Here is a 23,670-nt window from a genome sequence, read left to right on the forward strand (position 1 = left end):
CAGCCTTCCGGGGCTGCGCAGCCTCCAAGGCCCCGCTTTCGCGCGGGGTTTTTTTCGTCTAGTCGCGCGCGCGGCTCAGCAGCGCGTACAGCAGGATGGCGCCGAAGGTCGCGGTGCCGATGCCGCCGAGCGCGAACTGGCCGAACTTGAGCGTGAAGTCGCCGGTGCCCAGGATCAGCGTGATCGCGGCCACGATCAGGTTCTTGTTCTGCGAGAAGTCGACCTTGTTGTCGACCCAGATCTTGGCGCCGGCGACCGCGATCAGGCCGAACACCACGATGCTCACGCCGCCCATCACCGGCAGCGGGATCGCCTGCACCAGGGCGCCGAACTTGGGGCTGAAGCCCAGCACCAGCGCGATCAGCGCCGCCACCACGAAGATGGCGGTCGAATAGATCTTGGTCGCCGCCATCACGCCGATGTTCTCGGCGTAGGTCGTGACGCCGGTGCCGCCGACCGCGCCGCTCACCATGGTCGCCACGCCGTCGCCGATGAAGGCCCGGCCCAGCATCGGGTTCAGGTCGCGCCCTGTCATGGCGCCCACGGCCTTCAGGTGGCCCAGGTTCTCGGCCACCAGGATGATCGCCACCGGCGCGATCAGCAGCATCGCGTTGACCTCGAACACCGGCTTCGAGAAGGTCGGCAGCCCGAACCAGGGCGCCGCCGCCAGCGCACCCAGGTCGATCGGCTTGCCCAGTCCCATGCCGTTGGTCAGCACGGCGTAGACCAGGCTGGCGGCGATCAGGCCCATCAGGATGAGCAGCCGCTGCGCCATGCCGCGCGCATAGACCGCGATCAGGCCCACGCTGAGGAAGGTGACGGCCTGCATCCAGGTGTCGAAGCCGGTCGGCGCCATGTTCTTGATCGGCACGCTCGCCAGGTTGAGCCCGATCACCGCGACCACCGCGCCGGTCACGACCGGCGGCATCAGTCGCTCGATCCAGTGCACGGCGACGTCCTGCTCGACCTCCTCCACCTCGAGGCCTTCGAGCCCGCGCACCGGCGCCGACTTGGTGCGGCGCTCGTTGGTGAAGGCCACCAGCACGCCGATCAGCAGGTAGACCGCGCCGCAGGCGATGATGCCGCCGAGCGCCACGCCCAGGTTGGGATTGGGCCCGGTGCCCGAATAGCCGCTGGCCGCGATCACCACCCCGATGAAGGCGAAGCTGGAGCCCAGGTAGCTCGGCACCCGCCCGCCCGTGATGAAGAAGAACAGCAGGGTGCCGATACCGCTCATCAGGATCGCGATGTTGGGGTTGAACCCCATCAGGATCGGCGCCAGCACGGTGGCGCCGAACATCGCGATCACGTGCTGGACGCCCATCGCGGCCGTTTGCGGCCAGGGCAGGCGCTCGTCGGGTGCGACGACGGTGCCCGCGGTGGCAGACACCTTGCGCCAGCGGGGCAGGTAGGAATCGCTCATTTCTTCTTCTCCTCGGTTGTTGTTCTTGGCCGGCGCGCGGGCCGGGGAGCGTTCAGCCGGCCTGCGGGGCCAGCACCGCCATGGTGATGCGCGAGACGCAGGTCAGGTCGCCGGCGTCGTTGTGCATGTCGATCTGCCAGACCTGCGTGGTGCGGCCGCGGTGCACCGGCCGCGCCGTGCCGGTGACCCAGCCCGAGGTGACGGCGCGGATGTGGTTGGCGTTGATGTCCAGCCCGACCGCGCGCTGGCCCTCGGGCGCCGAGTAGTAGGCGCCGCAGGAGCCCAGCGTCTCGGCCAGCACCACCGAGACCCCGCCGTGCAGGATCCCGTAGGGCTGCACGGTGCGATGGTCGACCGGCACGCGGGCGCTGATGGTGTCGTCGCCGATGGCCAGGAATTCGATGCCCAGCAAGGCCGTCGCGGTGTTCGCGTGGCTCCGGGTCAGGGCTTCGATCGAGATGTCTTTCTTCCAGATGCGCATGAAAAGCTCCGTGTCGGGATTGTCAAAACTATAGCGACAAGGTCGGGCCGGCCGGCAGGGCGTAAACGCGCCCATGGCTGACAGCGCACAGGGCCGGGCGGGGCGATGCTCGCCGCCATGACCCGCTCCCTGCGATGGATCGCCGGCCTCGCCGCCGCGGCAGCGCTCCTGCTGGGCGGGGGTGCGCTGCTGCTCAACCTGTGGCTGCCCACAGATGGCGAACTGGCGGCCGAAGTCGGTGCCCGCTTCCAGAAGGCTTCAGGCATCGGGCTGAAGGTCGGGTCGGCCCACTGGTCGCTGCGGCCCTCGCCGGTGGTCGTGCTGTCCGACCTGGCGACCCAGCAGCCGGCACCGATCACGGCGCGCCGGGTCGTGATCCGGCCGCAGCTGGCCGCGCTGTGGGGGCGCCGCATCGCGATCGAATCGCTGGAGATCGAGGGCGCCGTGCTGCCGCGGGCCTCGGTGCGCGCCTTCCGCGGGCGCTGGAACGCGGAAGGCGTCGGCGCGCCGGGCCTGCTGGCGGGCGCCGCCTGGACCCTGGCCGAGGTGCCGCTGGCGCGCCTGCGCCTGCGCGACGCGGTCTGGATCGACCGCCGCGAGATCGCGCTGGCCTACGACGCCGACGTGCTGTTCGATCCGGCCTGGCGTCCGCGCGAGGCCGAGCTGCGGCGCGCCGGGCTTACGCCGCCGGCCCGCCTGCGGCTCGAGCGCGAAGGCGGACAGGACCGCTGGCGCACGCTGATCGAGATCGGCGGCGGCACGTGGAACGGCAGCACCGTGCTGCAGGTGCTCGACAGTGGCCGCGTTCGCCTCGGCGCCGAGCTCGAGGCCCGGGGCGTCGACATCGTCGCGCTGCTGCGCAGCTTCGACCGCCACGCGGCGGTCGAGGGCAAGCTTGGCGGCCAGACCACGGTCGACACCGAGGGCGCCGATGCGGGCGAACTGGTGCGGCGGCTGCACACCCGCACCCGCTTCACGATCGCGCCCGCGACGCTCAATGGCTTCGACTTCGCCAAGGCGGTGCGCAGCGCCGGCATCAGCCGGGGCGGCCGCACTTCGCTCGACAGCCTCAGCGGCATTCTCGACACCCAGGCCGGCGAGGACGGCACGGTGCTGCGCTACAGCGCCGTCAAGGCGCGCTCGGGCCTGCTGACCGCCAGCGGCAGCGCCACGGTGCTGAACCGTCGCCTCGACGGCGAACTGGCGGTCGACCTGGTCGACGGCGTGGTCGGCGTGCCGCTCAAGGTGGGCGGCACGCTCGATGCGCCCGAGCTGTCGCTGACCGGCGGCGCGCTGACCGGGGCCGCCGTGGGCTCGGCCGTGCTGCCGGGCGTCGGCACCGCGATCGGTGCCCGCATCGGCCAGCAGATGGAAAGGCTGTTCGGCAGCGACGACAAGAAGAAGGCGCCGGCGAAGCCGCATTGATGGCGCTCGGCCACAGCGGCGAGAATCGCGCGGACGCCAGGTCCGCGTCCCGTGCCAGCACCGCCCATCCCGAGGTTCCAGCCATGCGCATCAGCAACTCTGTCTTCACGGAAACGATCTTCTGGCTGATGGTGGCTTTCTCGGTGGTGCTGCCGTTCACGCTCTACGGCGTGATGATCTTCAAGCAGGCGATCTCGCGCTGGACGGTGCTGGCGCTGGGTTTCTCGCTGGTCGCGATCGCGGCCGTCAACGTCTACTTCCTGCAGCGGCTGTCCAGCCTGGCCGCGGTCACGCCCTCGCTGGCGGACGACGTGTTCTTCGTCTCGGAGATCCGGGTGGCGCTCTACCTGCTGCCGGCGCTGTTCGCCGGGATCGGCATCAACCTGATCTCGCACGTGCTCACCACCCACCTCACGGCCGCCGAACGGCGCTTCAGCGAAACGCATCCGGAGAAGGACGAAGAGGCGGATGTCTAGGCTCAGCCGTAGCTCTTCTCGAGCTTGAACGCGCCCACCACCTGCGACAGGTTGCCGGCCTGCTCCTGAAGCGACTGCGCCGCGGCCGAGGCCTGCTCGACCAGTGCCGCGTTCTGCTGCGTCACCTGGTCCATCTGCGTGATCGCCTGGTTGATCTGCTCGATGCCGGAGGTCTGCTCCTGGCTGGCCGCCGTGATCTCGCCCATGATGTCGGTCACCCGCTTGACGCTGTCGACGATCTCTTCCATCGTCTTGCCGGCTTCCGCCACCTGCTTGCTGCCCTCCTCGACCTTCTCCACCGAGTCGCCGATCAGGGTCTTGATCTCCTTGGCCGCAGCCGCCGAGCGCTGCGCCAGGCTGCGCACTTCCGACGCCACCACCGCGAAGCCGCGACCCTGTTCACCGGCGCGTGCGGCTTCCACCGCCGCGTTCAACGCCAGGATGTTGGTCTGGAAGGCGATGCCGTCGATCACGCCGATGATGTCCACGATCTTGCGCGAGGAGGCGTTGATCGAGCCCATGGTGCCGACCACCTGGCTCACCACGCTGCCGCCCTTGACGGCCACTTCGGAAGCCGAGACCGCGAGTTGATTGGCCTGGCGCGCGTTGTCGGCGTTCTGCTTCACCGTCGAAGTCAGTTCTTCCATCGAGGCAGCCGTTTCTTCGAGCGAGCTGGCCTGCTGCTCGGTGCGCGAGGACAGGTCCTGGTTGCCGGTCGCGATCTGCGTGCTGGCGGTCGACACGTTCGCGACCACGCCATGCACTTGCTGCAGCGACGTCTGCAGGGCCGTGCGCATGCCGTCGATCGCGCGCAGCAGCAGGCCGGTCTCGTCCTTGGCGTAGCTGGCTTCGGCCGTGCCGCTCAGGTCCATCGCGCCGATCGCCTGGGCGGTGGCCTCGGCGCGGCGCAGGGGCCGCGTGATGCTGCGCGACAGGCCCCAGGCCAGCAGGCTGCCGAGCACCAGCGTCACAGCGGAGCAGACCATCAGCAGCGTGGTGGTCTGCGCGCGCATGGCCTGGGCCCGCTCGGCGGCGGCGTCGAGCGCTGCGCGCTGCAGGTCGACCATCTGCTGGACACCGGCCAGGTAGCTGACCGAGGTCGGCTCGAAGCGCGAGCTGAAAACCCGTTCGGCGCCTTCGAGGTCGCCCGCGAGCTTGAGCTTGCTCACTTCCTCGCGGGCGGCGAGGTAGTCCTTGCGCAGCTCGCCGACCTTCTGGAACAGCGCCCGTTCCTCGGGCGCGGTCATCTGGCCTTCGATGAACTTCTGCAGTACGTTGGTGTCCTTGATCGAGGCCGCGGTGGCCGGCGCGAAGTACGCGACCAGGCTCGGATCGCTGCTCTTGGCGATCGCGGCGGCGCGCTGCACGCCCGAGTTGGTGTGGCGCAGCCAGTCCGAGGCGGCGCGCTCGGTCTTGACGTTGTCGGTCACCATGCCCTCGATCTCGACGCCGAGCTCGCGCAGCTTCAGCACCGCGAACAAGCTGGTGGCGAGGAACAGGGCCAGGATGGCGCCCAGCACGAGGGCCAGGCGCCTGCCTATCGAAAAATTGTTCAAGAACATGGTCGTGATTCCAGATGGGACGAAGGGAGAACGCCCAGGTATATCGGCAGCCCGCCGAAATACTTGAGGTCTCGCCCCGTCCGTCCGGATCACGCCCGTCGAGCGCGGCCCGTCTTAGAACTTGTAGGTGACCGCCAGGTACGGAACGATCGGATTCACCTTCAGGCTCGACTCGCTGGTGGCGACCGGGAAGCCGCGCGCCGTGGTGGTCAGCTTGGCCGTGGTCTTGAGCGGGATGTACGAGACCGAGAAGGCCATGCCCCAGTGCGGATCGAACTGGTAGGCGACACCGGCGTTGAACACCGCCGTGAACGAGCTGTCAAGCTTGGCCGTGGTCGCCGACAGGGCCGATGGCGGCAGGCCCAGCCGGTTGGCGAGCGCGCCCTGCAGGCCGGGCGTGAGCTTGACGTCGCTGTACCAGACGTAGGTCGCGCCGAGGCCGACGTAGGGGCGGAACCTGGCTTCGCCGTCGTTGAAGTAGTACTTGGCCAGCAGGGTCGGGCTCCACTGCCGGGCTTCGCCGAGCTCGCCGATCGGGCCCAGCGTGCCTTCGCCCGAGAGCTCGAACTTCGGCGGCACGCCCATCACGCCTTCGACCGCCCAGTGGCTGTCGATGAAATAGGTGAGGTTGAGGCCGAGCGTGTCGGAGGTGCCGACGCTGGCGCCGGAGCCCGGCACCACCGCGGCGACCGGCGAGGTGAACGTGAGGGGCTTGCTCGAGTCTTGCGGCGCGAAGTGCAGCCAGCCGGCACCGACCTGCCAATCGCCGGCCTTCTGGGCCAGGGCGCTGCCCGATCCGAGGGCGGCAAGGGCTGCGAGTGCAAAAAACTTCGTCTTCATCTGATGTCCGTGTTGGGGAGGTAGCGGGAGGACTCCATAGGATAAGTTGACAGAGCGAGGGTTCACTTACAAGTGTCGCCTCTGTAACAGTTTCGGAACTGGCGGCCAACCCTCAAGTTTTTTCACGATCTGTCGATAACAAGGCTGGTTCTCCAGGGATCTTCTGACCAGGGATCATTCGGCCCGCCTTGTGCGGGCCATTTTTTTGCCCCAAAAGAAAACCGCCCCGACGGGAGCGGGGCGGGCGGAGCGGGGGCGGGGCCGGTCAGACGCGCCGCTCGCCGCGGCCGGAGCGGTGGCCGTCGCCATGCCGGGCCCGGGCGCCCTGGCGGAAGAAGGTGGCCCAGTCGCTGCGCTCGCGTACGGCGGCATCGATGTCGACCGGCGCGTGCGACAGCGTGACCAGCCGCAGCGCTTCTTCGGTGGGCAGCGGCCGGGTCTCGTACAGGAAGCGCAGCTGGCAGTCGCCGGTGCTGATCGCGTCGCCGTTGGCCAGGGCGCGCTCGCGGATCCGCATCTTGTTGACGAAGGTGCCGTTGCGGCTGGCCAGGTCGGTCAGCACGAAGCGGTCGCCGGTCCAGTGGATCGCCGCGTGATGGCGGCTGACCCCCAGGCTGTCGATGTGGACCCCGCATGACGGGTCGCGCCCGATCGTGGTGATCGGGCCCTTGATGTTGACCTGCCGGACGCTTCCGTGGCGGGTCAGGACGATGAGTCTGGACATTTCAATCTCGTTGCTCGGTTGGTTGAGGTGATCGCATTTCGGCAATGCCGGGCGATTCCTGAAGTCGATCGAGTTCCGAAAACTGAGACTTAGGTCGCGCTCGCGAGGGTCCGGACGCCGGGAGGGGCTCGCAATCGGTTGTTTCGTCCACTACGCTCGGCCCTTTCGGCGAATCTGTTCGCCGGAGCCATCCCGAGTGTCGGAAAGAACCTGGTAATGAGAAAAGCGCGCAATGTCTTCTATGTGGTGGACGACCACCCGATGATGAGAGACGCCATTGCCCTGATGCTGCGGCGGCTGCAGCCGGCGGCGGGCATCGTCGAGATCGATCGTCTCGACAAGCTGGCCGGCGCGGTCGAGCGCAACGGCGCCGCCGACCTGATCTGCCTCGACCTCAACCTGCCCGACACCAAGGGCTGCGACGGCGTCGAGGCGGCGCGGCGCGAGCACCCCGAGGTGCCGATCGCGGTCTACTCCGCGCTGCCCGCGGCCGACATGGAGGCGCTGTGCCTCTCGGCCGGCGCCGACATCTACATCGAGAAGGCCTCCGATGCCGCCGGCCTCATCAAGGCCCTGCGCAGCGTGCTGAAGTCCGAGCAGGACAAGGACGAAACCCCGGCCGCCGCGCCCGAGAGCAGCGCCGGCCTGACCCGGCGCCAGGTCCAGCTGGTGCAGCTGATCGCCGAGGGGCTGGGCAATCGCGAGATGGCCGAGCGGCTCGAGATCAGCGAAGACACGGTCAAGGTCCACATGTGGCGCCTGTACCGCCGCATCGGCGTCAACAGCCGGACCCAGGCGCTGCACTACGCGCGCACCAACGGCCACCTGGCCTCGAACGCGCTCGCCGCCGTCGCCTGAGCCCGGGCCGCCGCGGCCCGGCTGTACCATCCTGCCGCAGGGCGTCCGCCGGACGCTCGCCACTCAGGAGAACCCATGATCGGACGACGATTCCTTGCCCTCGCGCTGGCGAGCCTGCTGGCGGCCTGCGCGAGCCCGGTGACCGTCAAGACCGACTTCGACGCCAAGGCCAGTTTCGACAGCTACCGCAGCTACAGCTGGATTGCCGAGCCGGCGGGCGACCCGGCGCTGGTGCCGCAGAGCGTCATCCAGGGCATCGACACCCGGCTGCAGGCGCGCGGCTGGAAGCGGGTCGCCGAGGGCGAGGTGCATGTCGCGGCCCACGTGACCACGCGCGACGGCCAGACCTTCAACAACTTCTACAGCGGCATCGGCCACGACCTGCGCTGGCTGGGCTTCAGCGGCGCGCGCGACAGCGTGACCATGTCGGTCGACAACTACCGGGCCGGCACGCTGGTGGTCGACATGTTCGACTCCAAGAGCCGGCGCGCGATCTGGCGCGGCAGTGCGGAAGGCGTGCTGCCCGACGATCCGTCGCGGCTCGACGCCTCGGTGCAGCGCACGCTCGACCGACTGTTCGCCGACTTCCCGCCGGGGGCCCCGAAACGCTAGTGCGAACGGCAGGCGGCGCGGATCAGCCGCTGGGTCGGGTTCGGCTCGACGTCGCGGAACAGCATCGGCTGGGGATTGGCGCCGTAGTCGACAGTGGGCCTGGGGGGGCCGCGCCACAGCGGCACGGGATAGAAGGTCGCCTCGACGTAGGAGGCCTTGCGGGCCCGGCAGTCGAACACCACCCGGGATTCGTAGGAGCGGTAGGGCTGGCCGTCCCAGTTGCGCCGCTCGGCGGCGCGGCTCACGCGCACGTTCATGGTCTTGAGCGCGCCGTCGGTGCGCACCGCGACCGGATCGACCTCGACCGTGTCGACAGCCGGATCGGCCGGGTTGCCCGTGACGGTGAACCAGGGGGACTGCGCCTGGGCCTGGCAGGCGAACAATCCGAACAACACGAACCACCTTCTCACGTCGAGAAATCTCCGCCGGCGATGAATTTTCGATTCTAGCCAGCGCGGATCGCCCGCCGCTTACGCCAGTCTGACCACCTCCGGATCGTCGCCCTCCGCATGCAGTCGCTCGACCTCGGCGGCGCGCCGCGTGAGCACCGCGCGCTGGTTGATGTAGCCCTTGTCGGTGATCTCGCCGGCATCGATGTCGGGCGGCGCGCCCAGCACCAGCGCCCGCACCGGGCATTGCGACGAGCCGGCGCCGCCATCGCGCAGCGCGCGCATCACGTCGAGCAGGGCGGCGTGCAGGGCCTCGCGCGGTTGCGCCGCGGCCTGCGGGCTGGCGAACACCAGCAGCCCGATCTCGCTGCGGTCGTGGCCCGTGACCACGATGTCCTGCACCAGCGGCGCCAGCCGCGACACCAGGTCGACCCGCAGCGTGCCGACCGAGACCCAGGTGCCGCTGGCGAGCTTGAAATCCTCGGCCACGCGGCCGTGGAACATCACGCCGCGCTCGGGCCGGGCCGGGTCCGCCAGGTAGCCGGCGTCGCCGATGCGGTAGTAGCCCTCGTCGTCGAAGGCCTCGGCGGTCTCGCGCGGCGCGTTGCGGTAGCCCGGGAACACCGACACGCCCTTGACCCGCATCTCCAGCTTGTCGCCGTTGGGCACGAACTTCAGCTCCAGCCCCGGCAGCGGCGCGCCGATGCAGCCGGCGCCGTCGAGCCGCCAGTGCGCCGAGGTGATGGCCGGCGAGGTCTCGGTGGCGCCCCATGAGGTGGTGAGCCACAGCGGGTGCCCCGGCCGCACGCGCCGCGCGACCGCCTCCAGCCGCTGCCAGGTCGACGGCGCCAGCGCCGCCGCGGCATAGAAGGCCAGACGCAGCCGCGACATCACCTCGGCCGCCAGCGCATCGTCGGCTTCCAGGAAGGGCAGCAGCATGTCGAAGCCGCGCGGCACGTTGAACAGCAGCGTCGGGCGCACCTCGCGCAGGTTGCGCAAAGTCTTCTCGATCAGTCCCGGTGCCGGCCGGCCTTCGTCGATGTAGAGCGCGCCGCCATGGCACAGCACCATGTGCAGGTTGTGGTTGCCGCCGAAGGTGTGGCTCCACGGCAGCCAGTCGACCAGCACCGGCTTCTCGTCGTCCAGGAAGCGCCAGGTCTGCGCCATCATCTGCTGGTTGGCGCACAGCATGCGGTGGGTGTTGATCACCACCTTGGGGCGCCCGGTCGAGCCCGAGGTCAACAGGTACTTGGCATGGTCGTCGGGCAGGATCGCCTCGAAGGCCTGCCTCACGGCCGGCGTCTCGGGCGTCTGCAGAAGGCGCTCGAAGGACAGCGCGCCCGGCACGCTGTCGGCGTGCCGGCTGAAGACCCGCGCCGCGTCGAGCGCCAGGCCGTCGAGCGCGGCGCCGTAGAGCCTGGCGTCCGACGCATAGACCAGCGCCGGGTCGAGCGCGCGCAGCATGCCGTGCAGCCGCGCCGGGTCTTTGGCCATGCGCGAGTAGGCGCTCGACAGCGAGCAGGCCGTGCGGCCGATGTGCAGGGTCGCCAGCATCAGCACGGCATGGTCGATCGCGTTGTCGGACAGGATCACCACCGGCCGCTCGGCCGGCACGCCCAGGTCGAGCAGGCCCTGCGCCACCGCGCCCACGGCCTGCCGCAGCGCGCGGTAGTCGAGCCGGCGCCAGCCCTCGCCGCTGTCGTCGCGCTCGGCCAGCGCGATCGCGTCGGGCGTTTCGCGCGCCCAGCGCTCGAGCCACTCGCCGACGCAGCGGGCGTAGGGCCGCAGCGCCACCGGCGAGCGCAGGGCGAAGGAGCCGTCGTCGAAGTCGATGCGCAGCGCGCGCGGCGGCGCGATCTGGCGCGCGTCGTCCAGGAAGCCGTTGGGGGCCATGTGCATGTCTCCAGGCCGCTGTCGGGCCTTGTGGTCTTGTCTTATTCGAGCGTGGCCGAGGCGGCCTTGGCGCGGATCAGGTCCAGCAGCAGGGCGTCGCGCGCCGCTTCGAGGTCGGCGCTGCGCCGCCCGCCCAGTTCGTCGGCCATGCCCTCGGCCACCTGGCGCTTGAGTTCGGCCGTCATCGAGGGAGCGCCGAGGTCGTGCCACCAGTCCTCGATCGGCCCGCCCAGGTGGTCGAGCAGGTGCGCGATGCCACCGGCGCCGCCCGACAGGTGCAGGTTCATGAACGGGCCCATCAGCGCCCAGCGCAGGCCCGGGCCGTGCGCGATCGCGGTGTCGATGTCGGCGACCGAGGCCACGCCCTGCTCGACCAGGTGGAAGGCCTCGCGCCACAGCGCCGCCTGCAGCCGGTTCGCGATGTGGCCCTTGACCTCGCGCCGGACGTGGATCGGGCGCTTGCCGATGGCGCTGTAGAAAGCCATCGCTTGCGCGATCGCCTCGGCCGAGGTGTGCTCGCCGCCGACCACCTCGACCAGCGGGATCAGGTGCGGCGGGTTGAACGGATGGCCCAGCACCACGCGCCCGGGGTGCCGGCATTCGGACTGCACCGCGCTGATCGCCAGCCCCGAGGAGCTCGACGCCAGCAAGGTGGCGGACGGCGCCGCCGCGTCCATCCGGCGGAACAGGTCGATCTTGATGTCGATGCGCTCGGGGCCGTTCTCTTGCACGAAGTCGGCCTGGGCGACCGCGTCCTCGAGCCGCGCGTGGAAGCGCAGTCGCTCGGGCGAGGCGCCGTCGGCGAGCCCGAAGCGGACCATCGTGGGCCAGTGCTGTGCCACCGCTTCGCGCAGCCGCGCCTCGGCGCCGGGCGAAGGGTCGGTGGCGTCGACGTCGAGACCGCGCGCCAGGAAGTAGGCGGCCCAGCTGGCGCCGATGACGCCGGTGGCGACCACCGCCACCCGTTTCACGTCCGATGGCGTGTTGCTCATCTCGGTGCCTGTCATGTTCAGCGCGGTGCGAACTCGGGCCGGGGTGCGCCGATGCGCGGCAGGCCCATGATCTCGCGCGCCTCGGCCGGCGTGGCGGGTTCCATGTCCATCTCGCGGATGATCCGCACGATGCGCTCGGTCAGCTGCAGGTTGGTGGCCAGCTCGCCGTGCCGGTAGTAGAGGTTGTCTTCCAGGCCCACGCGCGCATGGCCGCCCAGCAGCAGCGCCGCGATGTTGGCCTCGAGCTGCGACGGGCCGATGCCGCTGACGCCGAAGATCGCGCCCTTGGGCAGCGTGTCGACCATCATCTGCAGGTTGCGCGGCGAGTAAGGCATCGCGTTCTGGAAGTTGCGGTGCACGTTCATCACCAGGTTGATGAAGTAGGGCTCGTCGTCCAGCCCTTCCTGGATCAGCGTGGTGGTGTCCTGCAGGATGTGGGTGGGGCTGAACACCTCCCATTCGGGCTTGATGCCGCGCGCCTTCATGCCGGCGGCCAGGGCCCGGCCCTTGGTCAGGGGCGTGTCCATGAGGATCTCGCGGCCCTCGAAGGAGAGGTTGAGCGTGGTGGCGTCGAGCGTGCACATCTCGGCGCCGGCGTCCATGCCCTTGATGCGCTCCTCGAAGGCGATCTCCCAGCGGTCGCCCGGCAGCGGCTTGATCATGTCGCCGTGCACCCCGCCGCCGGTGGAGTTGTTGATGACGATGTCGCAGCCGGCCGCGCGGATGCGGGTGTTGATGTCGCGGTAGACGTCGGCGTTGCAGGTGGCGCCGTCGTCGGGGCGGCGGGCGTGCAGGGCGACCACGCTGGCGCCGGCCCGCCAGCAGGCCACCACGTCGGCGGCGATCTCGGCGGGCTGGGTGGGCAGGTGGGGGTTCTGCGACTTGTGGGCCATGCCGCCGGTGGGGGCGATGGTCACGATCACTTTGCGCTTCGACATCGGTGGTCTCCTGTGAACAGCAGGGTATTATTTTTGGCCTGCATCCCCCTGGCAGTCATCGCGACGACATTTTGGATCAGGGTTTACGAGGCGAGGATCGCCCATGCCCCACAAGCCGCACCATCAGAGACAACACGAGTCCCTTTCCCTCTCCATCCCGGGCCTGCTCGAAGTCTCGGGCTGGTTCGCCGAGCTCGATGCCGACGCCCAGGCCCGGGTGCTGGACGAGATGCGCGAGGAGCACGTGGCCGCCGGCGCGGCGCTGTGCCGGCGCGGCGAGACCCCGCTGCACTGGTACGGCACGCTCGAAGGCCTGCTCAAGTGGTCGATCACCTCGGACGACGGCCGCTCGGTGACCTTCGGTGGCCTGTCGGTGGGCAGTTGGGCCGGCGAGGGCACGCTGCTGCGCGCGGTGCCGCGCACGGCCGACATCATCGCGCTGCGCGACAGCCGGGTGGCGGTGCTGCCGATCGAGACCTTCGAGTGGCTGCACCGCACGCAGCTTAGCTTCAACCACTTCCTGCTGGTGCAGATCAACGAGCGGCTGCACTGGTTCATGGGCAACTACGCGGCCCAGCGCCTGCTGGACGCCGACGGCCAGGTGGCCAGGGCGATCGCGGGGCTGTTCCACCCATGGCTGCATCCGCTGGGGCAGGCGCACCTGGAGACGTCGCAGGAGGAGATCGCCAATCTTTCCGGGCTGTCGCGGCAGCGCTGCAACGCGGCCTTGAACCGGCTGCGGGCGGCGGGGCTGCTGCAGATCGAGTATGGCGGGATCACCGTCGTCGACCTGGAAGGGCTGCGGCGGTTCGTCGACCAGATCTGAGCGGCCGGGAGGCTCAGGCTGTCGGCTCGGCCCGCCGGTGCAGGGGCCAGATGACCTTGAGCGCTTCGCCGTCGTGGCGGTAGGCCTGGCAGGTGCCGGCCAGCCAGGGGCGGGGCAGCGGGGCTTCGCCCTGGTGCGCGGCGCGCAGGCTGCCGGTTTCACGGCGCCACGCGTGCAGCGCCTGCATCGCGGTCGTCGCCAGCGGGCCGAACAGTTCGGTGAGGTGCGTGCACCCCTTGGCGCCGCCGACCAGCGCCCGGACCCGCTTGGTGAAGCCTGGGCCTATTTGCAGCCCCTGCAACGCCTCGTAGGCGGCGTTGCCGTCGGCGCAGTACGGCGTGGGCGCGGCCTCGGTGTGCACCTTCACCTGGCGGATGACGAGGTCGGTGTCGACCGTCAGGGTGATGCGCATGCGGTGGAGGTCCTCCCCGGGCGCGAGCCGCTTGAAGAAGAGGTCGCTGCCGTCGGGAGATATGTCCTTCATCGTTCCTTCGACATCGAGCAGGCCGTCGTCGCGAAGGTAGCCATGGCAGACGATCTCGCGCGTGTGGAGCAGCCGTCGGCCGGGCGGGGCGGGGGTGTGGGATTCCATGGGCCCTATGGTCTGCAGGGCCCGCGCGTTCCGCACTACCCCGGGTGGGTGGTCACTGCACGAGGGGGCGTCGGACGACCACCCGTTCGGGGTGGCCGGCGGCGGTGGGGGCGCTGGTCTACTCGACTTCGATCAGAGAGACAACGCAACTTCGGACGGACCCCATGGATGCATCCAGCGCGACACGGACATCGGCACACCCTTGCCCTCCGCCCCAGGGCGTGATCGAACGTCCCCGCGGCGCGCTGGGCCTCGATCCGGCGCATGCCCGCGCCGGGCTGCCGCGTTCCGCGCACATTCCGGACACCAGCCTGTTCCGCAATCTCGAGACCTCGGCGCAGCGCTATCCGGCGAAGACGGCGATCCACTTCCACGGCACATCGACCCGCTACGCCGAACTGCTGGGCCAGGTCGAAGCCATGGCCGGCTATCTGCAGCAGGCCTGTGGCGTTGCGCAGGGAGATCGCGTGATCGTGTTCAGCCAGAACTGCCCGCAGTTCATCGCGGCCTATTTCGCGATCCTGCGTGCCGATGCGGTCTTCGTGCCGGTCAACGCCATGCTGCTGCAGGACGAACTCGAGCACATCGTCGACGACAGCGGCGCCGTGGTGGCCTTCGTGGCCAGCGAACTGCAGGGCCGCGTGATGCCGCTGCTGGGCAAGGGCCCGCTGCGCAAGGTGGTCGTGCATGCCTACGGCGACGCACTCGGCGACGACGAGCCCGGCCTGCCCACGCCGGACTGGCTGCGCACGCGCATCGCCGAGGTCGAACTTCCGCCGGGCGCCGAATCGTGGAATACGGCCCTCGCGCTGGCGCATGTGCCCGCGCCGCACCGCGCCGGCCCGGACGACCTCTGCATGCTGCCCTACACCTCGGGCACCACCGGCAAGCCCAAGGCTTGCGTCCACACGCACCGCACGGTGATGACCTCGAGCGTGGGCTCGTCGCTGTGGCGGCGCACCAACCCGTCATCGGTCTACCTCGCGGTCGCGCCGCTCTTCCATCTGCTGGGGCTGCAGAACAACGTCAACTCCGCCATCTTCTGGGGCGGCACCATCGTGCTGATGCCACGCTGGGACCGTGAGGCCGCGGCGATGTTGATCGAGCGGCACCGCGTGAGCTTCTGGGCCGCGCTGCCGGCGATGCTGGTCGACTTCTTCGCGCAACCCGGCATCGAGTCGCGCGACCTCGGCAGCCTGTCGATGGTGACCGGCGGCGGTGCGGCGACGCCGCAGCATGTCAACGACATCCTCAAGTCCCGCTACGGGCTGGACTACATCGAGGGCTACGGCCTGACCGAAAGCGCGAGCTTTCTTTGCGCGAACCCGGTGCACAAGCCGAAGAAGGGTTGCCTCGGCGTGCCCACCTTCGGCGTTGAATTGCGCATCGTCGATCCGGAGACCCTGCGGGAAGTGCCGCAGGGCCAGGTCGGCGAGATCGTCGTGCACGCCGCGCAGACCATGCTCGGCTACTGGAACCATCCCGAGGCCAATGCACAGAGCTTCTTCGTGAGGGACGGCAAGCGCTTCTTCCGCACCGGCGACCTCGCGAGCGTGGACCCGGAAGGCTATGTGTTCATGCGCGACCGGCTCAAGCGGATGATCAATGCCTCGGGCTTCAAGGTCTGGCCGGCCGAGGTCGAGGCGGCGCTGCATGCGCATCCGTCGATCCTCGAAGCCTGCGTGATCGCCGCGCCCGATGCGCGCCGCGGCGAAACGGTCAAGGCGGTCGTGACGCTCAGGCGCGGCAGCAGCGACGACGGCGCCAGCCTGCTGGCCTGGTGTCGCGAGCATATGGCGGCCTACAAGGCGCCGCGCATCGTGCAGATCGTCGACGAACTGCCCAAGTCCCCGACCGGAAAGATCGCCTGGCGCGAACTGCAGGAGCAGGAAGCGCGCGCCGCATCGCCCACCGAAGAAACCCCCCTCGTCCGCTGAAGGCCAGACCCATGTCCATGACGCTTGCGCTGCAGCGCTCGATCCAGTCCACGCCCGAGCGCGTCGCCACCGTGTTCCACGGCCGGCGCCAGAGTTTCCGCAGCTTCGGCGATCGCGTGGCGCGCCTGGCTGGCGCATTGAAGACCCTGGGCTTGAAGCCGGGCGACCGCGTCGGCGTGCTGGGCCTCAACGCCGACCGCTGGCTCGAACAGATGATGGCCGTGTGGTGGGCCGGCGGGGTGCTCAACCCGGTCAACACGCGATGGAGCGTGCCCGAGATGGTCTATTCGCTCGACGACTGTGACACCGGCATCCTGCTGGTCGACGACCATTTCCTGGCCCGGGTCGAGGGCATCCGCGCGACCGCCAGGCGCGTGCCGGTCTTCATCCATACGGGCGACGCCGGAACACCTGACGGCATGTTGCGCTGCGAGTCGCTGATCGAGGCCGCAACGCCGGTCGGGGACGCGGGCTGCAGCGGCGACGACCTGGCGTGCATCCTCTACACCGGCGGAACCACCGGCTTTCCCAAGGGCGTGATGCACAGCCACTGGAGCCTGTGGGCCATCTGCATGCAGCGGCTGGTGCAGACGCCGCTGAACGCGGGGCCGAGCATCGCGCTGCATGTCGCGCCGCTGTTCCACATCGGTGGCATCGGGCGTGCGCTGGTTCAGTTCGTGGCCGGAGAAAGCCATGTGCTGGTACCTGGCTTCGATGCGCGCGAGGTGCTGCAGACGATCGAACGCGAGGGCGTGACCGACGTGCTGCTGGTGCCGACCATGCTGCAGGCGCTCATCACGCATCCCGAGTTCGACTGCTTCCGCCTCGACAGCCTGCGGCGCATGGTCTATGGCGCGTCGCCGATCGCGGAGTCGGTGCTGGAGCGCGCCATGGGCCTCTTGCCTGGTGTGGAATTCACCCATTCCTACGGCTTGACCGAGGCCGGCGGCGTGACCTCGAACCCGCCGGAGAACCACGGCGCGGCCGGCCGCGCCTCGGGGCTGTCGCGCTCCGCGGGCCGGGCGACGCCGGGGGTCGCGGTGCAGGTGGTCGACGGCGAGGGCCGGGAGCTGCCGCGCGGCGAGGTCGGCGAGCTGATCGTGCGCGGGCCCAACGTGATGCGTGGCTACTGGAACAAGCCCGAAGAGACGGCGCGCGCCATTCGCCAGGGCTGGCTCTGCACCGGCGACGGCGCGCGGATGGATGACGAGGGCCATGTGTTCATCGTCGACCGTCTCAAGGACATGATCGTGAGTGGCGGCGAGAACGTGTATTCGGCCGAGGTCGAGAACGTGATCGCGCGCCACCCGGCCGTGCAGGCCTGCGCGGTCATCGGGGTGCCGCATGCGCAGTGGGGCGAGGCGGTGCATGCGGTGGTGGTGCGCAAGCCGGGAGCGGACGTGGACGACACCGGCCTGCACGATCACTGCCGTCGCCACATCGCGGGCTACAAGTGCCCGAAGACCATCGAGTTCCGCGCGGCACTGCCGCTGTCGGCGGCGGGCAAGGTGCTCAAGCGCGAACTCCGCGAGCCGCATTGGGCCGGGCAGCTGCGGCAGGTGCATTGATGCGCCGAACCCAAAAACAGAACGCCGGCGAATGCCGGCGTTTTCATTGGGGAGAGCGATGCCTTTCTATCCCCGGAACTCCGGCTTGCGCTTCTCGACGAAGGCCGATACCGCTTCCTGATGGTCCGCCGTCTGGTGCGACATCACCTGGAAGGCCGCGGACATCTCCAGCAGCGTGTCGAGCCGGGTGTGAAGGGCTTCGCGCAGCAGGCGCTTGGCGAGACGCACCGCATGCGGCGGATTCGCGGCGATCGCACCCGCGATCTCGCGGGCCGTCGGCAGCAACTGGTCGGCCGTCACCACACGCGACACCAGGTTCCATTCGAGCGCCTGGCGGGCATCGATCGTTTGTCCTGTCAAGGTGAGCTCGGTCGCGCGCGACAGGCCGATGATGCGCGGCAGCAGCCAGGCGCCGCCATCGCCCGGAATGATCCCGAGCTTGACGAAGCTCTCGGCGAATTTCGCGTCCTCGGCGGCGACACGGATGTCGCACATGCACGCGAGATCGAGCCCGGCGCCGATGGCCGCCCCGTTGACCGCCGCGACCACGGGCACTTCGAGGTTGAACAGCGCGAGCGGCAGCTTCTGGATGCCCAGCCGGTATTCGCGCCGCAGCTCCATGCCCGGCATGGCGCTGTAGCGGCCCATGTCGCGCACGTTGCCGCCGGACGAGAAGGCGCTGCCCGATCCGGTGAGGATCACTGCCCGCACCGAATGGTCGGCATGGATGCGGTCGATGGCCGCGAGGAATTCCGGCACCGCGCTGTTGCCGGTGAGCGCGTTGCGGCGCTCGGGGTCGTTCATCGTCAGGGTGACGATGTGCCCCTCTTGCTCGTAGTTCAGGAATTGGCTCACAGGATCTCCTCCATCACGAATTGCAGGACCGACGGCGCCGCGTGCCCGAGCACGGCCTCGCCGACGATGCGGTTCCAGTACGCCTCCGAGCCGTCGGCCATGCGCCATTCATGCAGGCGCCGGCTGTAGAGCTGGAGGTCGAATTCCTCGGTGACGCCGATAGCACCGTGCAGCGCGTGGGCGGTCGAAGCCACGAGGGACACGGATGCGCTGGTGCGGGCCTTGGCGGTTGCTGCGGCAAGCAGGGCAGGGACTTTTTCGCCGCCCTTGAAGGCCAGCTCCGCCGCCACGCCGGCGCACGCCACATGCTCGGCCATCACGCTGAGCTGGTGCTGCACCGCCTGGAACTTGCCGATGGCCTTGCCGAACTGCACGCGGTCGTTGCAGTAGCCGAGCGTCATCGCGAACATGCGTTCCATCGCGCCGGCGATCGCGGCCGCATGCAGTGCGGCGCTGAAGACAGCAAGCGCGTGGCCGTTGTCGCCGATGGGTGCGGGGACCGATCCTGGGGCCCAGTGCAGCGACGCGGCCTGGCTGCCGCGCACGCCGGTCGCGGTGCGTTCGGCCTTGGCGCAGTCGAGCAGCACGAGCGCGCCGTCGACATCGGCGAGCGCGTGGTCCGCGATGCCGCCGAAAGCCACGTGGGCCGCGCTGAGCGAACCATCGGCTTCTCGCCGTACATGGGCCGCGAGCGTGACCATGCCTTTCGGCGCTGCCGCGTCGCGGAGCAGGGCGCGCGCGGCGATGCTCTGCGCCGCAGGCACCGGCACCGCGTGGCGCCCGAAGGCCACGAAGATCGGAAAGATCGCTTCCAGGTCGAGCCCCGCGCCGCCGGCGGCTTCGCTCGCCATCAGCTCCAGGAATCCGTTGTCCGCGAGCGCGCCCCACAGCGCCGCTGTCGTTCCGCCGTTCTCGATCGCGCGGATCGCCCCCGGCGTGCACTGGTTGGCGAGGATCGCCTCGATGGCTTCGGTAAACATGTTCGTGTCTCCTTCGTGTTCAGCGCAGTCCGAGGCCGCGCGCGATCATGCCGCGCAGGATCTCGCGCGTGCCGCCGCGCAGCGAGAAGGTCGGCGAGATCTGGCTCAGGTAGGCCAGCGTGCGATGCAGGTCGGCATCGACGGCGCGCGTCGGGTCGGCCGCCACTGCGGCTTCGATGGCGGCAGGAATGGCCTGCTCGAATTCCGTGCCGATGTCCTTCACCAGCGCGGCTTCGACCACCGGGCTTTCGCCGCGCGCGAGCTTGGTGGTGACTGCCACCGACAGGCTGCGCAAGGTCGCCAGCTGCGTGGTGAAGCCGCCCAGCAGCGCCGCATCCGAGGCCGAGAAGCCGGTCTTGCGCAGGCTCGCCAACCAGGTGTCGAGCAGCACGACGCTCGAGTACAGGCGCTCCGGCCCGCTGCGCTCGAAGGCGAGTTCGGCGTTGACCTGCATCCAGCCGCTGCCTTCGTCGCCGATCAGCGCATCGTCCTTGAGGAAGACGTCGTCGAAGGTCACTTCCGAGAAGTGCGCATCGCCGGTCAGGTCGACGATCGGCCGGATCTCGATGCCGGGCAGCGACAGGTCGACGATCAATTGCGACAGGCCGCCCTGGCGGTCTTCCGGCGCGCCCGAGGTGCGCACCAGCGCGATCATGTAGTGCGAGCGGTGCGCGTTGGTCGTCCATATCTTGCGGCCGGTCAGGCGCCAGCCGCCTTCAACCCGGGTCGCGCGCGTGCGCACGCTCGCCAGGTCCGAGCCCGAGTTCGGCTCGCTCATGCCGATGCAGAAGAAGGCTTCGCCACGGCAGATGCGCGGCAGGTAGAAGTCCTTCTGCGCTTCGGTTCCGAACTTGTTGATCAGCGGCCCGCTCTGGCGGTCGGCGATCCAGTGCGCAGCGACCGGCGCGCCGGCCGCGAGCAGCTCTTCGACCAGCACGAAACGGCGGAAGGCATCGAGGCCCGCGCCGCCGTACTGGCTGGGCAAGGTGATGCCGACCCAGCCGCGCGCGGCGAGGCGCCGGCTGAAGGCGGCGTCGAAGCCCATCCAGGTGCGCGCCCGCACCGCGGGTGCCGCGGGCTCGAGGTTGGTCGCCAGGAACTCGCGCACCTCCTTGCGAAAAGCCTGCGCTTCCTCGGGTAACTGCGCCAGGCGGAAGGCTTCGAGCATCTGGGTCATGACGCGACCTCTTCGACCGGGATCTCGCCGGTGGTCAGTGCGTTCGGCGCGGCTTGCTGCACGAGGCCGGGGATCAGTTCGCCGAGTTCCTCGACGGTCCAGCGACCTGTCTTTTCGATTCGGGGGCCGGCGTGCCAGCCTTCGGCCACGGTGATGCGGCCACCCCGCGCCCCGAACACGCGGCCGGTGATGCCGCGCGATGCGCTGCTGCCCAGCCATGCCACCAGCGGCGCGACGTTGGACGGGTCGAGCGGATCGAAACCCGGGGCTTCGTTGCGGATCGCCTGCCACTTGGGGCTGGCGAAGATGTCTTCGGTCAGGCGGCTCATGGCGGTCGGGTAGATGGCGTTCACGGTCACACCGTAGCGGTCCAGCTCGCGAGAGGCAATCACCGACAGCGCGGCGATGCCGGCCTTGGCCGCGCCGTAGTTCGACTGGCCGGCGTTGCAATAGAGCCCCGAGGACGAACTCGTGTTGATGATCCGTGCGTCGCGCTGGCGCCCGGCCTTCGACTCGTTGCGCCAGTAGGCGGCGGCATGGCGCGAGGGTGCGAAGGTGCCGCGCAGGTGGACGCGGATCACCGCGTCCCAGTCTTCCTCGTCCATGTTGACGAGCGTACGGTCGCGCAGGATGCCCGCGTTGTTGACCAGCACGTCGAGGCCGCCGAAGGTCTCGATGGCGGCGTCGATCATCCGCCTGGCCCCGTTCCAGTCGGCGACATCGTCCGCGTTGGCGACCGCCTGGCCGCCCATGGCTTCGATCTCGGCGACGACTTCGAGGGCCGGGCCGGTGGCGGCGCCGGGAGCGCCGTCGCCGCGTCCGCCCAGGTCGTTGACCACGACCTTGGCGCCGTGGCGTGCGAATTCGAGCGCGTACTCGCGGCCGATGCCACGGCCGGCGCCGGTGATGACGACCACGCGGTCCTTGCAGAGCTGTTGCATGTCTTTCTCCTGAGTCATTCTTTGTCGGGGTGCGGCGGCTCAGCGCTGCACGATGTCGACCTGCCTGGCCAGCGCCTTGTAGCGCGCGGTTTCCGAAGCGATCATGGCGCCCATCTCCTTGCCGGGGAGGGTGTACACCTCGGCGCCCGCCATCTCGGTCACGTAGGTCTTGAACTCCGGCTGCGCCATGGCCTTGAGCAGCGCGGTCTCCAGCGTCTTCGCGGCGGCGTCCGGCACCTTGCTGCTCACGCCGAAGCCGATCCATACGTAGAGGTCGTAGTCGGGCAGGCCGCTCTCGCGCACCGTGGGCACGCTGGCGAGCTTGGGATGGCGTTCCTTGCCGGTCACTGCCAGCGGACGCACCTTGCCGGCCGCGATCAACGGCAGCGCGCCGCCGATGTCGAGCAGGGCGAGGTCCACTTGCCCCCCCATCAGGTCGGTCTGCACCTGGCTCGGGCTCTTGTAGGGGATGTAGTTGAACTCGACGCCGGCCGCGTTCTGCATCATCAGCGAGCCGATGCGGTAGTGATGGCTGTAGCTCGCCATGCTCACGGTCTTCGGTGCCTTGCGTGCGGCGTTCATGGCCTCCGCGAAGGTCTTGTACGGCGAATTGGCGCCGGTGACGAGCACGGCGGCGCTGCGCAGCATGGTCGCGACGGGACGCAGGTCCTTCTGCGGGTCGTAGGACAGGCTGTCGTTGACCAACGGGTTGATCACCATCGACGAAGGCGACAGCATCAGCACGCTGTAGCCGTCGGCCGGTGAAGCCAGCAGGCCTTGGACTGCCAGCACCGCGTCGCCGCCCGGCTTGTTTTCCACGAAGGTCGACTGGCCCAGTTCCGGCGTCGCCAGCTTGGCAACCAGTCGTGTGACGGTATCCGAGCCGCTGCCCGGGCCCAGCGGCACGATGAATCGCACCGGGTGCGACGGGAAGGGGTCGGCCGCCTGCGCCGCATGCTGCGGCAGGGCGAAGGCCATCAGCGAGGCCAGCGTGACGCCCAGCAGGCGAAGGGTCTTGAGATGTTTCATTCTTGTCTCCGGTTTGGGTATCCGATTCAGATGCGAGACAGCCGAGCGGCCTGCGCGTCGACGTTGCCGAACAGGTGGTCCAGCACATGGATGCGACGCAGGCAATGCCCGACCGCGTATTCCTCCGTCATGCCGATGCCGCCGTGCGACTGGATCGCCTGCTGGCACAACGCCCGCGCATGACGGCCGATGCAAAGCTTGGCGCGCGGCAGGTCGGTGGCGGCGTTGGCCGATGCCGGGTCGTCCACCGCCACGGCGGCTGCAATCGCCATGCTGCGCGCCATTTCGAGCGCGACGGCCATCTCGGAGATGCGATGGCGCAGCGCCTGGTATTCGCCGATCAGGCGGCCGAACTGTTTGCGGGTGTTGACATAGGCGGTGGTCAGCGCGAAGGCGGTTTCCATCGTGCCGACCATGTCGGCGCAGACGGCGGCGGTGCCGGCGGCGAGCGTGGCGCGGATCGCCGATGCAGCGCGTGCGTGGTTCGCGGGACTGCCCAATGGTTCGGCGGCCGCCGCGTCGAGCACCACCTCGCCGGCCGGCGTGTCGTCGACCAGCCGGAACGTCCGCAGCCTGGCATGGGCCGCTTCGACGAGGAAGAGGGCCAGGCCGTCTTCATCGCCGGCTTCGCCGCTGGTGCGTGCGCTCACGACGAAGCGGCTGGCCGCGCCGGCATGCAGCACCAGCGACTTGGCGCCGTGGAGGCGCCACTGGTTTCCATCGAGGCGGGCACGCGTCTCGACCCACTGCGCCGCATGCCGTCCAGCGGCTTCATCGTGCGCCCAGGCCATGCGCAGTTCTCCGCTGGCGAGCAGGGGCAGCAGGGCGTCCTTCTGCGCTTCGCTGCCCGCTCCGAGCACCGCCGTGGTGGCGAGCACGCTCGATGCCAGACAGGGCTCCAGCAGCAGCGCGCGTCCGAAGGCCTGCATCACGGGCAGCCGGTCACCAGCACCGCCACCGAGGCCGCCGAACGCCTCGGGAATGCCCAGTGCGGTCACGCCGAGTTCGGCCAGCTTGCGCCACACCGCTTCGCTCCAGCCCGCTTCCGAGCCCGCGATGGCGCGGCGCTTCTCGAAGCCGTAGTGGTCGTCGAGCAGGCGCGACAGGCTTTCCGCCAGCGCCTGTTGGTCTTCGTTCAAATCGAATTGCATG

General features: G+C 69.4%; 23 protein-coding genes. 7 read left to right on the forward strand and 16 right to left on the reverse strand.

Annotation, left to right across the window (positions count from 1 at the left end; genetic code table 11):
• Nucleotides 1-58: 58 nt before the first annotated feature.
• Nucleotides 59-1,423, reverse strand: coding sequence for a solute carrier family 23 protein (locus QTI68_RS37620; protein WP_286529357.1), 1,365 nt, complete (start codon nucleotides 1,421-1,423; stop codon nucleotides 59-61).
• Nucleotides 1,424-1,475: 52 nt separating this feature from the next.
• Complete coding sequence (locus tag QTI68_RS37625; RefSeq protein WP_286529359.1) at nucleotides 1,476-1,904, reverse strand: hotdog fold thioesterase; 429 nt, start codon at nucleotides 1,902-1,904, stop codon at nucleotides 1,476-1,478.
• Nucleotides 1,905-2,021: 117 nt separating this feature from the next.
• Between QTI68_RS37625 and QTI68_RS37630 the strand changes: the two genes are divergently transcribed.
• Together QTI68_RS37630 and QTI68_RS37635 are read left to right on the forward strand one after the other, a co-directional pair.
• Complete coding sequence (locus tag QTI68_RS37630) at nucleotides 2,022-3,329, forward strand: AsmA family protein (RefSeq protein WP_286529360.1); 1,308 nt, start codon at nucleotides 2,022-2,024, stop codon at nucleotides 3,327-3,329.
• 83 nt (nucleotides 3,330-3,412) lie between these two features.
• Entirely contained in the window at nucleotides 3,413-3,805 is a 393-nt protein-coding gene (locus QTI68_RS37635) for a hypothetical protein (RefSeq protein ID WP_286529361.1), read from the forward strand.
• A 2-nt stretch (nucleotides 3,806-3,807) separates the two neighbouring features.
• Here QTI68_RS37635 and QTI68_RS37640 read toward each other — a convergent pair whose 3' ends face one another.
• The 3 genes from QTI68_RS37640 to QTI68_RS37650 all read right to left on the reverse strand — a co-directional run bounded on the left by QTI68_RS37640 (nucleotide 3,808) and on the right by QTI68_RS37650 (nucleotide 6,931).
• Nucleotides 3,808-5,367: a methyl-accepting chemotaxis protein gene (locus QTI68_RS37640; RefSeq protein WP_286529362.1), complete on the reverse strand. Its 1,560-nt coding sequence runs from the start codon at nucleotides 5,365-5,367 to the stop codon at nucleotides 3,808-3,810.
• A 114-nt stretch (nucleotides 5,368-5,481) separates the two neighbouring features.
• On the reverse strand, nucleotides 5,482-6,207 hold the full coding sequence (locus tag QTI68_RS37645; RefSeq protein WP_286529364.1) for an OmpW/AlkL family protein: 726 nt from the start codon (nucleotides 6,205-6,207) through the stop codon (nucleotides 5,482-5,484).
• A gap of 265 nt (nucleotides 6,208-6,472) precedes the next feature.
• Nucleotides 6,473-6,931 carry an FHA domain-containing protein gene (locus QTI68_RS37650; RefSeq protein WP_286529366.1) on the reverse strand — a complete coding sequence of 153 codons (459 nt, stop codon included), beginning with the start codon at nucleotides 6,929-6,931 and terminating at the stop codon, nucleotides 6,473-6,475.
• A 216-nt stretch (nucleotides 6,932-7,147) separates the two neighbouring features.
• Here QTI68_RS37650 and QTI68_RS37655 point away from each other — a divergent pair, with 216 nt between their 5' ends.
• Nucleotides 7,148-7,789 (forward strand): LuxR C-terminal-related transcriptional regulator, encoded by a 642-nt coding sequence (locus tag QTI68_RS37655; RefSeq protein WP_286529367.1) that lies wholly within the window; start codon nucleotides 7,148-7,150, stop codon nucleotides 7,787-7,789.
• 75 nt (nucleotides 7,790-7,864) lie between these two features.
• A complete protein-coding gene (locus tag QTI68_RS37660) occupies nucleotides 7,865-8,401 on the forward strand; it encodes a DUF4136 domain-containing protein (RefSeq protein WP_286529368.1) in 537 nt (178 codons plus the stop codon).
• Here QTI68_RS37660 and QTI68_RS37665 read toward each other — a convergent pair.
• From QTI68_RS37665 to QTI68_RS37680, 4 genes are all read right to left on the reverse strand, one after another.
• Nucleotides 8,398-8,796 carry a surface-adhesin E family protein gene (locus QTI68_RS37665; protein ID WP_286529369.1) on the reverse strand — a complete coding sequence of 133 codons (399 nt, stop codon included), beginning with the start codon at nucleotides 8,794-8,796 and terminating at the stop codon, nucleotides 8,398-8,400. The two genes, QTI68_RS37660 and QTI68_RS37665, sit on opposite strands and share 4 nt — an antisense overlap.
• Before the next feature lie 75 nt (nucleotides 8,797-8,871).
• Entirely contained in the window at nucleotides 8,872-10,683 is a 1,812-nt protein-coding gene (locus QTI68_RS37670; protein WP_286529370.1) for a feruloyl-CoA synthase, read from the reverse strand.
• 41 nt (nucleotides 10,684-10,724) lie between these two features.
• Entirely contained in the window at nucleotides 10,725-11,690 is a 966-nt protein-coding gene (locus tag QTI68_RS37675; RefSeq protein WP_286529371.1) for a 3-hydroxyacyl-CoA dehydrogenase NAD-binding domain-containing protein, read from the reverse strand.
• A gap of 2 nt (nucleotides 11,691-11,692) precedes the next feature.
• On the reverse strand, nucleotides 11,693-12,613 hold the full coding sequence (locus QTI68_RS37680) for a beta-keto acid cleavage family enzyme (RefSeq protein ID WP_286529372.1): 921 nt from the start codon (nucleotides 12,611-12,613) through the stop codon (nucleotides 11,693-11,695).
• A 103-nt stretch (nucleotides 12,614-12,716) separates the two neighbouring features.
• Here QTI68_RS37680 and QTI68_RS37685 point away from each other — a divergent pair, with 103 nt between their 5' ends.
• Nucleotides 12,717-13,439 (forward strand): Crp/Fnr family transcriptional regulator, encoded by a 723-nt coding sequence (locus QTI68_RS37685; RefSeq protein WP_286529373.1) that lies wholly within the window; start codon nucleotides 12,717-12,719, stop codon nucleotides 13,437-13,439.
• A 13-nt stretch (nucleotides 13,440-13,452) separates the two neighbouring features.
• Here the strand turns inward: QTI68_RS37685 and QTI68_RS37690 are convergent, their stop codons facing one another.
• Nucleotides 13,453-14,031, reverse strand: coding sequence for a DUF2889 domain-containing protein (locus tag QTI68_RS37690; protein WP_286529374.1), 579 nt, complete (start codon nucleotides 14,029-14,031; stop codon nucleotides 13,453-13,455).
• Nucleotides 14,032-14,195: 164 nt separating this feature from the next.
• Here QTI68_RS37690 and QTI68_RS37695 point away from each other — a divergent pair, with 164 nt between their 5' ends.
• Entirely contained in the window at nucleotides 14,196-15,968 is a 1,773-nt protein-coding gene (locus tag QTI68_RS37695; protein WP_503011806.1) for a long-chain-fatty-acid--CoA ligase, read from the forward strand.
• 11 nt (nucleotides 15,969-15,979) lie between these two features.
• Nucleotides 15,980-17,536 carry an acyl-CoA synthetase gene (locus QTI68_RS37700; RefSeq protein ID WP_286529376.1) on the forward strand — a complete coding sequence of 519 codons (1,557 nt, stop codon included), beginning with the start codon at nucleotides 15,980-15,982 and terminating at the stop codon, nucleotides 17,534-17,536.
• A gap of 66 nt (nucleotides 17,537-17,602) precedes the next feature.
• On the opposite strand, the gene QTI68_RS37705 is transcribed toward QTI68_RS37700, so the two are convergent.
• Genes QTI68_RS37705 through QTI68_RS37730 form a run of 6 tightly spaced genes read right to left on the reverse strand, consistent with a single transcriptional unit; the run spans nucleotide 17,603 to nucleotide 23,669 of the window.
• Nucleotides 17,603-18,391, reverse strand: a complete 789-nt coding sequence (locus QTI68_RS37705; protein ID WP_286529377.1) for a crotonase/enoyl-CoA hydratase family protein — start codon at nucleotides 18,389-18,391, stop codon at nucleotides 17,603-17,605.
• Nucleotides 18,388-19,371, reverse strand: coding sequence for an acyl-CoA dehydrogenase family protein (locus QTI68_RS37710; protein ID WP_286529378.1), 984 nt, complete (start codon nucleotides 19,369-19,371; stop codon nucleotides 18,388-18,390). Before QTI68_RS37710 ends, QTI68_RS37705 begins: the two co-directional genes overlap by 4 nt.
• 19 nt (nucleotides 19,372-19,390) lie before the next feature.
• Nucleotides 19,391-20,548: an acyl-CoA dehydrogenase family protein gene (locus QTI68_RS37715; protein ID WP_286529379.1), complete on the reverse strand. Its 1,158-nt coding sequence runs from the start codon at nucleotides 20,546-20,548 to the stop codon at nucleotides 19,391-19,393.
• Nucleotides 20,545-21,489 carry an SDR family oxidoreductase gene (locus tag QTI68_RS37720; RefSeq protein ID WP_286529380.1) on the reverse strand — a complete coding sequence of 315 codons (945 nt, stop codon included), beginning with the start codon at nucleotides 21,487-21,489 and terminating at the stop codon, nucleotides 20,545-20,547. The genes QTI68_RS37715 and QTI68_RS37720 overlap by 4 nt, the downstream gene beginning before the upstream one ends.
• A 39-nt stretch (nucleotides 21,490-21,528) precedes the next feature.
• Entirely contained in the window at nucleotides 21,529-22,518 is a 990-nt protein-coding gene (locus QTI68_RS37725; protein WP_286529381.1) for a Bug family tripartite tricarboxylate transporter substrate binding protein, read from the reverse strand.
• Nucleotides 22,519-22,544: 26 nt separating this feature from the next.
• Nucleotides 22,545-23,669, reverse strand: coding sequence for an acyl-CoA dehydrogenase family protein (locus QTI68_RS37730; RefSeq protein WP_286529382.1), 1,125 nt, complete (start codon nucleotides 23,667-23,669; stop codon nucleotides 22,545-22,547).
• Between the last annotated feature and the right edge of the window lies 1 nt (nucleotide 23,670).

Origin of the sequence: Variovorax sp. J31P207 (assembly GCF_030316965.1) — a bacterium.
Classification (GTDB): domain Bacteria; phylum Pseudomonadota; class Gammaproteobacteria; order Burkholderiales; family Burkholderiaceae_C; genus Variovorax; species Variovorax ginsengisoli_B.

Bases quoted from the DNA above. Each gene is read 5' to 3' on its own strand.
- QTI68_RS37715 (WP_286529379.1), bottom strand. From the start codon at position 20,548: ATGACCCAGATGCTCGAAGCCTTCCGCCTGGCGCAGTTACCCGAGGAA.
- QTI68_RS37635 (WP_286529361.1), top strand. From the start codon at position 3,413: ATGCGCATCAGCAACTCTGTCTTCACGGAAACGATCTTCTGGCTGATG.
- QTI68_RS37720 (WP_286529380.1), bottom strand. From the start codon at position 21,489: ATGCAACAGCTCTGCAAGGACCGCGTGGTCGTCATCACCGGCGCCGGC.
- QTI68_RS37710 (WP_286529378.1), bottom strand. From the start codon at position 19,371: ATGTTTACCGAAGCCATCGAGGCGATCCTCGCCAACCAGTGCACGCCG.
- QTI68_RS37645 (WP_286529364.1), bottom strand. From the start codon at position 6,207: ATGAAGACGAAGTTTTTTGCACTCGCAGCCCTTGCCGCCCTCGGATCG.
- QTI68_RS37685 (WP_286529373.1), top strand. From the start codon at position 12,717: ATGCCCCACAAGCCGCACCATCAGAGACAACACGAGTCCCTTTCCCTC.
- QTI68_RS37640 (WP_286529362.1), bottom strand. From the start codon at position 5,367: ATGTTCTTGAACAATTTTTCGATAGGCAGGCGCCTGGCCCTCGTGCTG.
- QTI68_RS37725 (WP_286529381.1), bottom strand. From the start codon at position 22,518: ATGAAACATCTCAAGACCCTTCGCCTGCTGGGCGTCACGCTGGCCTCG.
- QTI68_RS37675 (WP_286529371.1), bottom strand. From the start codon at position 11,690: ATGACAGGCACCGAGATGAGCAACACGCCATCGGACGTGAAACGGGTG.
- QTI68_RS37695 (WP_503011806.1), top strand. From the start codon at position 14,196: ATGGATGCATCCAGCGCGACACGGACATCGGCACACCCTTGCCCTCCG.
- QTI68_RS37700 (WP_286529376.1), top strand. From the start codon at position 15,980: ATGTCCATGACGCTTGCGCTGCAGCGCTCGATCCAGTCCACGCCCGAG.
- QTI68_RS37620 (WP_286529357.1), bottom strand. From the start codon at position 1,423: ATGAGCGATTCCTACCTGCCCCGCTGGCGCAAGGTGTCTGCCACCGCG.
- QTI68_RS37650 (WP_286529366.1), bottom strand. From the start codon at position 6,931: ATGTCCAGACTCATCGTCCTGACCCGCCACGGAAGCGTCCGGCAGGTC.
- QTI68_RS37730 (WP_286529382.1), bottom strand. From the start codon at position 23,669: ATGCAATTCGATTTGAACGAAGACCAACAGGCGCTGGCGGAAAGCCTG.
- QTI68_RS37670 (WP_286529370.1), bottom strand. From the start codon at position 10,683: ATGGCCCCCAACGGCTTCCTGGACGACGCGCGCCAGATCGCGCCGCCG.
- QTI68_RS37660 (WP_286529368.1), top strand. From the start codon at position 7,865: ATGATCGGACGACGATTCCTTGCCCTCGCGCTGGCGAGCCTGCTGGCG.
- QTI68_RS37690 (WP_286529374.1), bottom strand. From the start codon at position 14,031: ATGGAATCCCACACCCCCGCCCCGCCCGGCCGACGGCTGCTCCACACG.
- QTI68_RS37630 (WP_286529360.1), top strand. From the start codon at position 2,022: ATGACCCGCTCCCTGCGATGGATCGCCGGCCTCGCCGCCGCGGCAGCG.
- QTI68_RS37625 (WP_286529359.1), bottom strand. From the start codon at position 1,904: ATGCGCATCTGGAAGAAAGACATCTCGATCGAAGCCCTGACCCGGAGC.
- QTI68_RS37680 (WP_286529372.1), bottom strand. From the start codon at position 12,613: ATGTCGAAGCGCAAAGTGATCGTGACCATCGCCCCCACCGGCGGCATG.
- QTI68_RS37655 (WP_286529367.1), top strand. From the start codon at position 7,148: ATGAGAAAAGCGCGCAATGTCTTCTATGTGGTGGACGACCACCCGATG.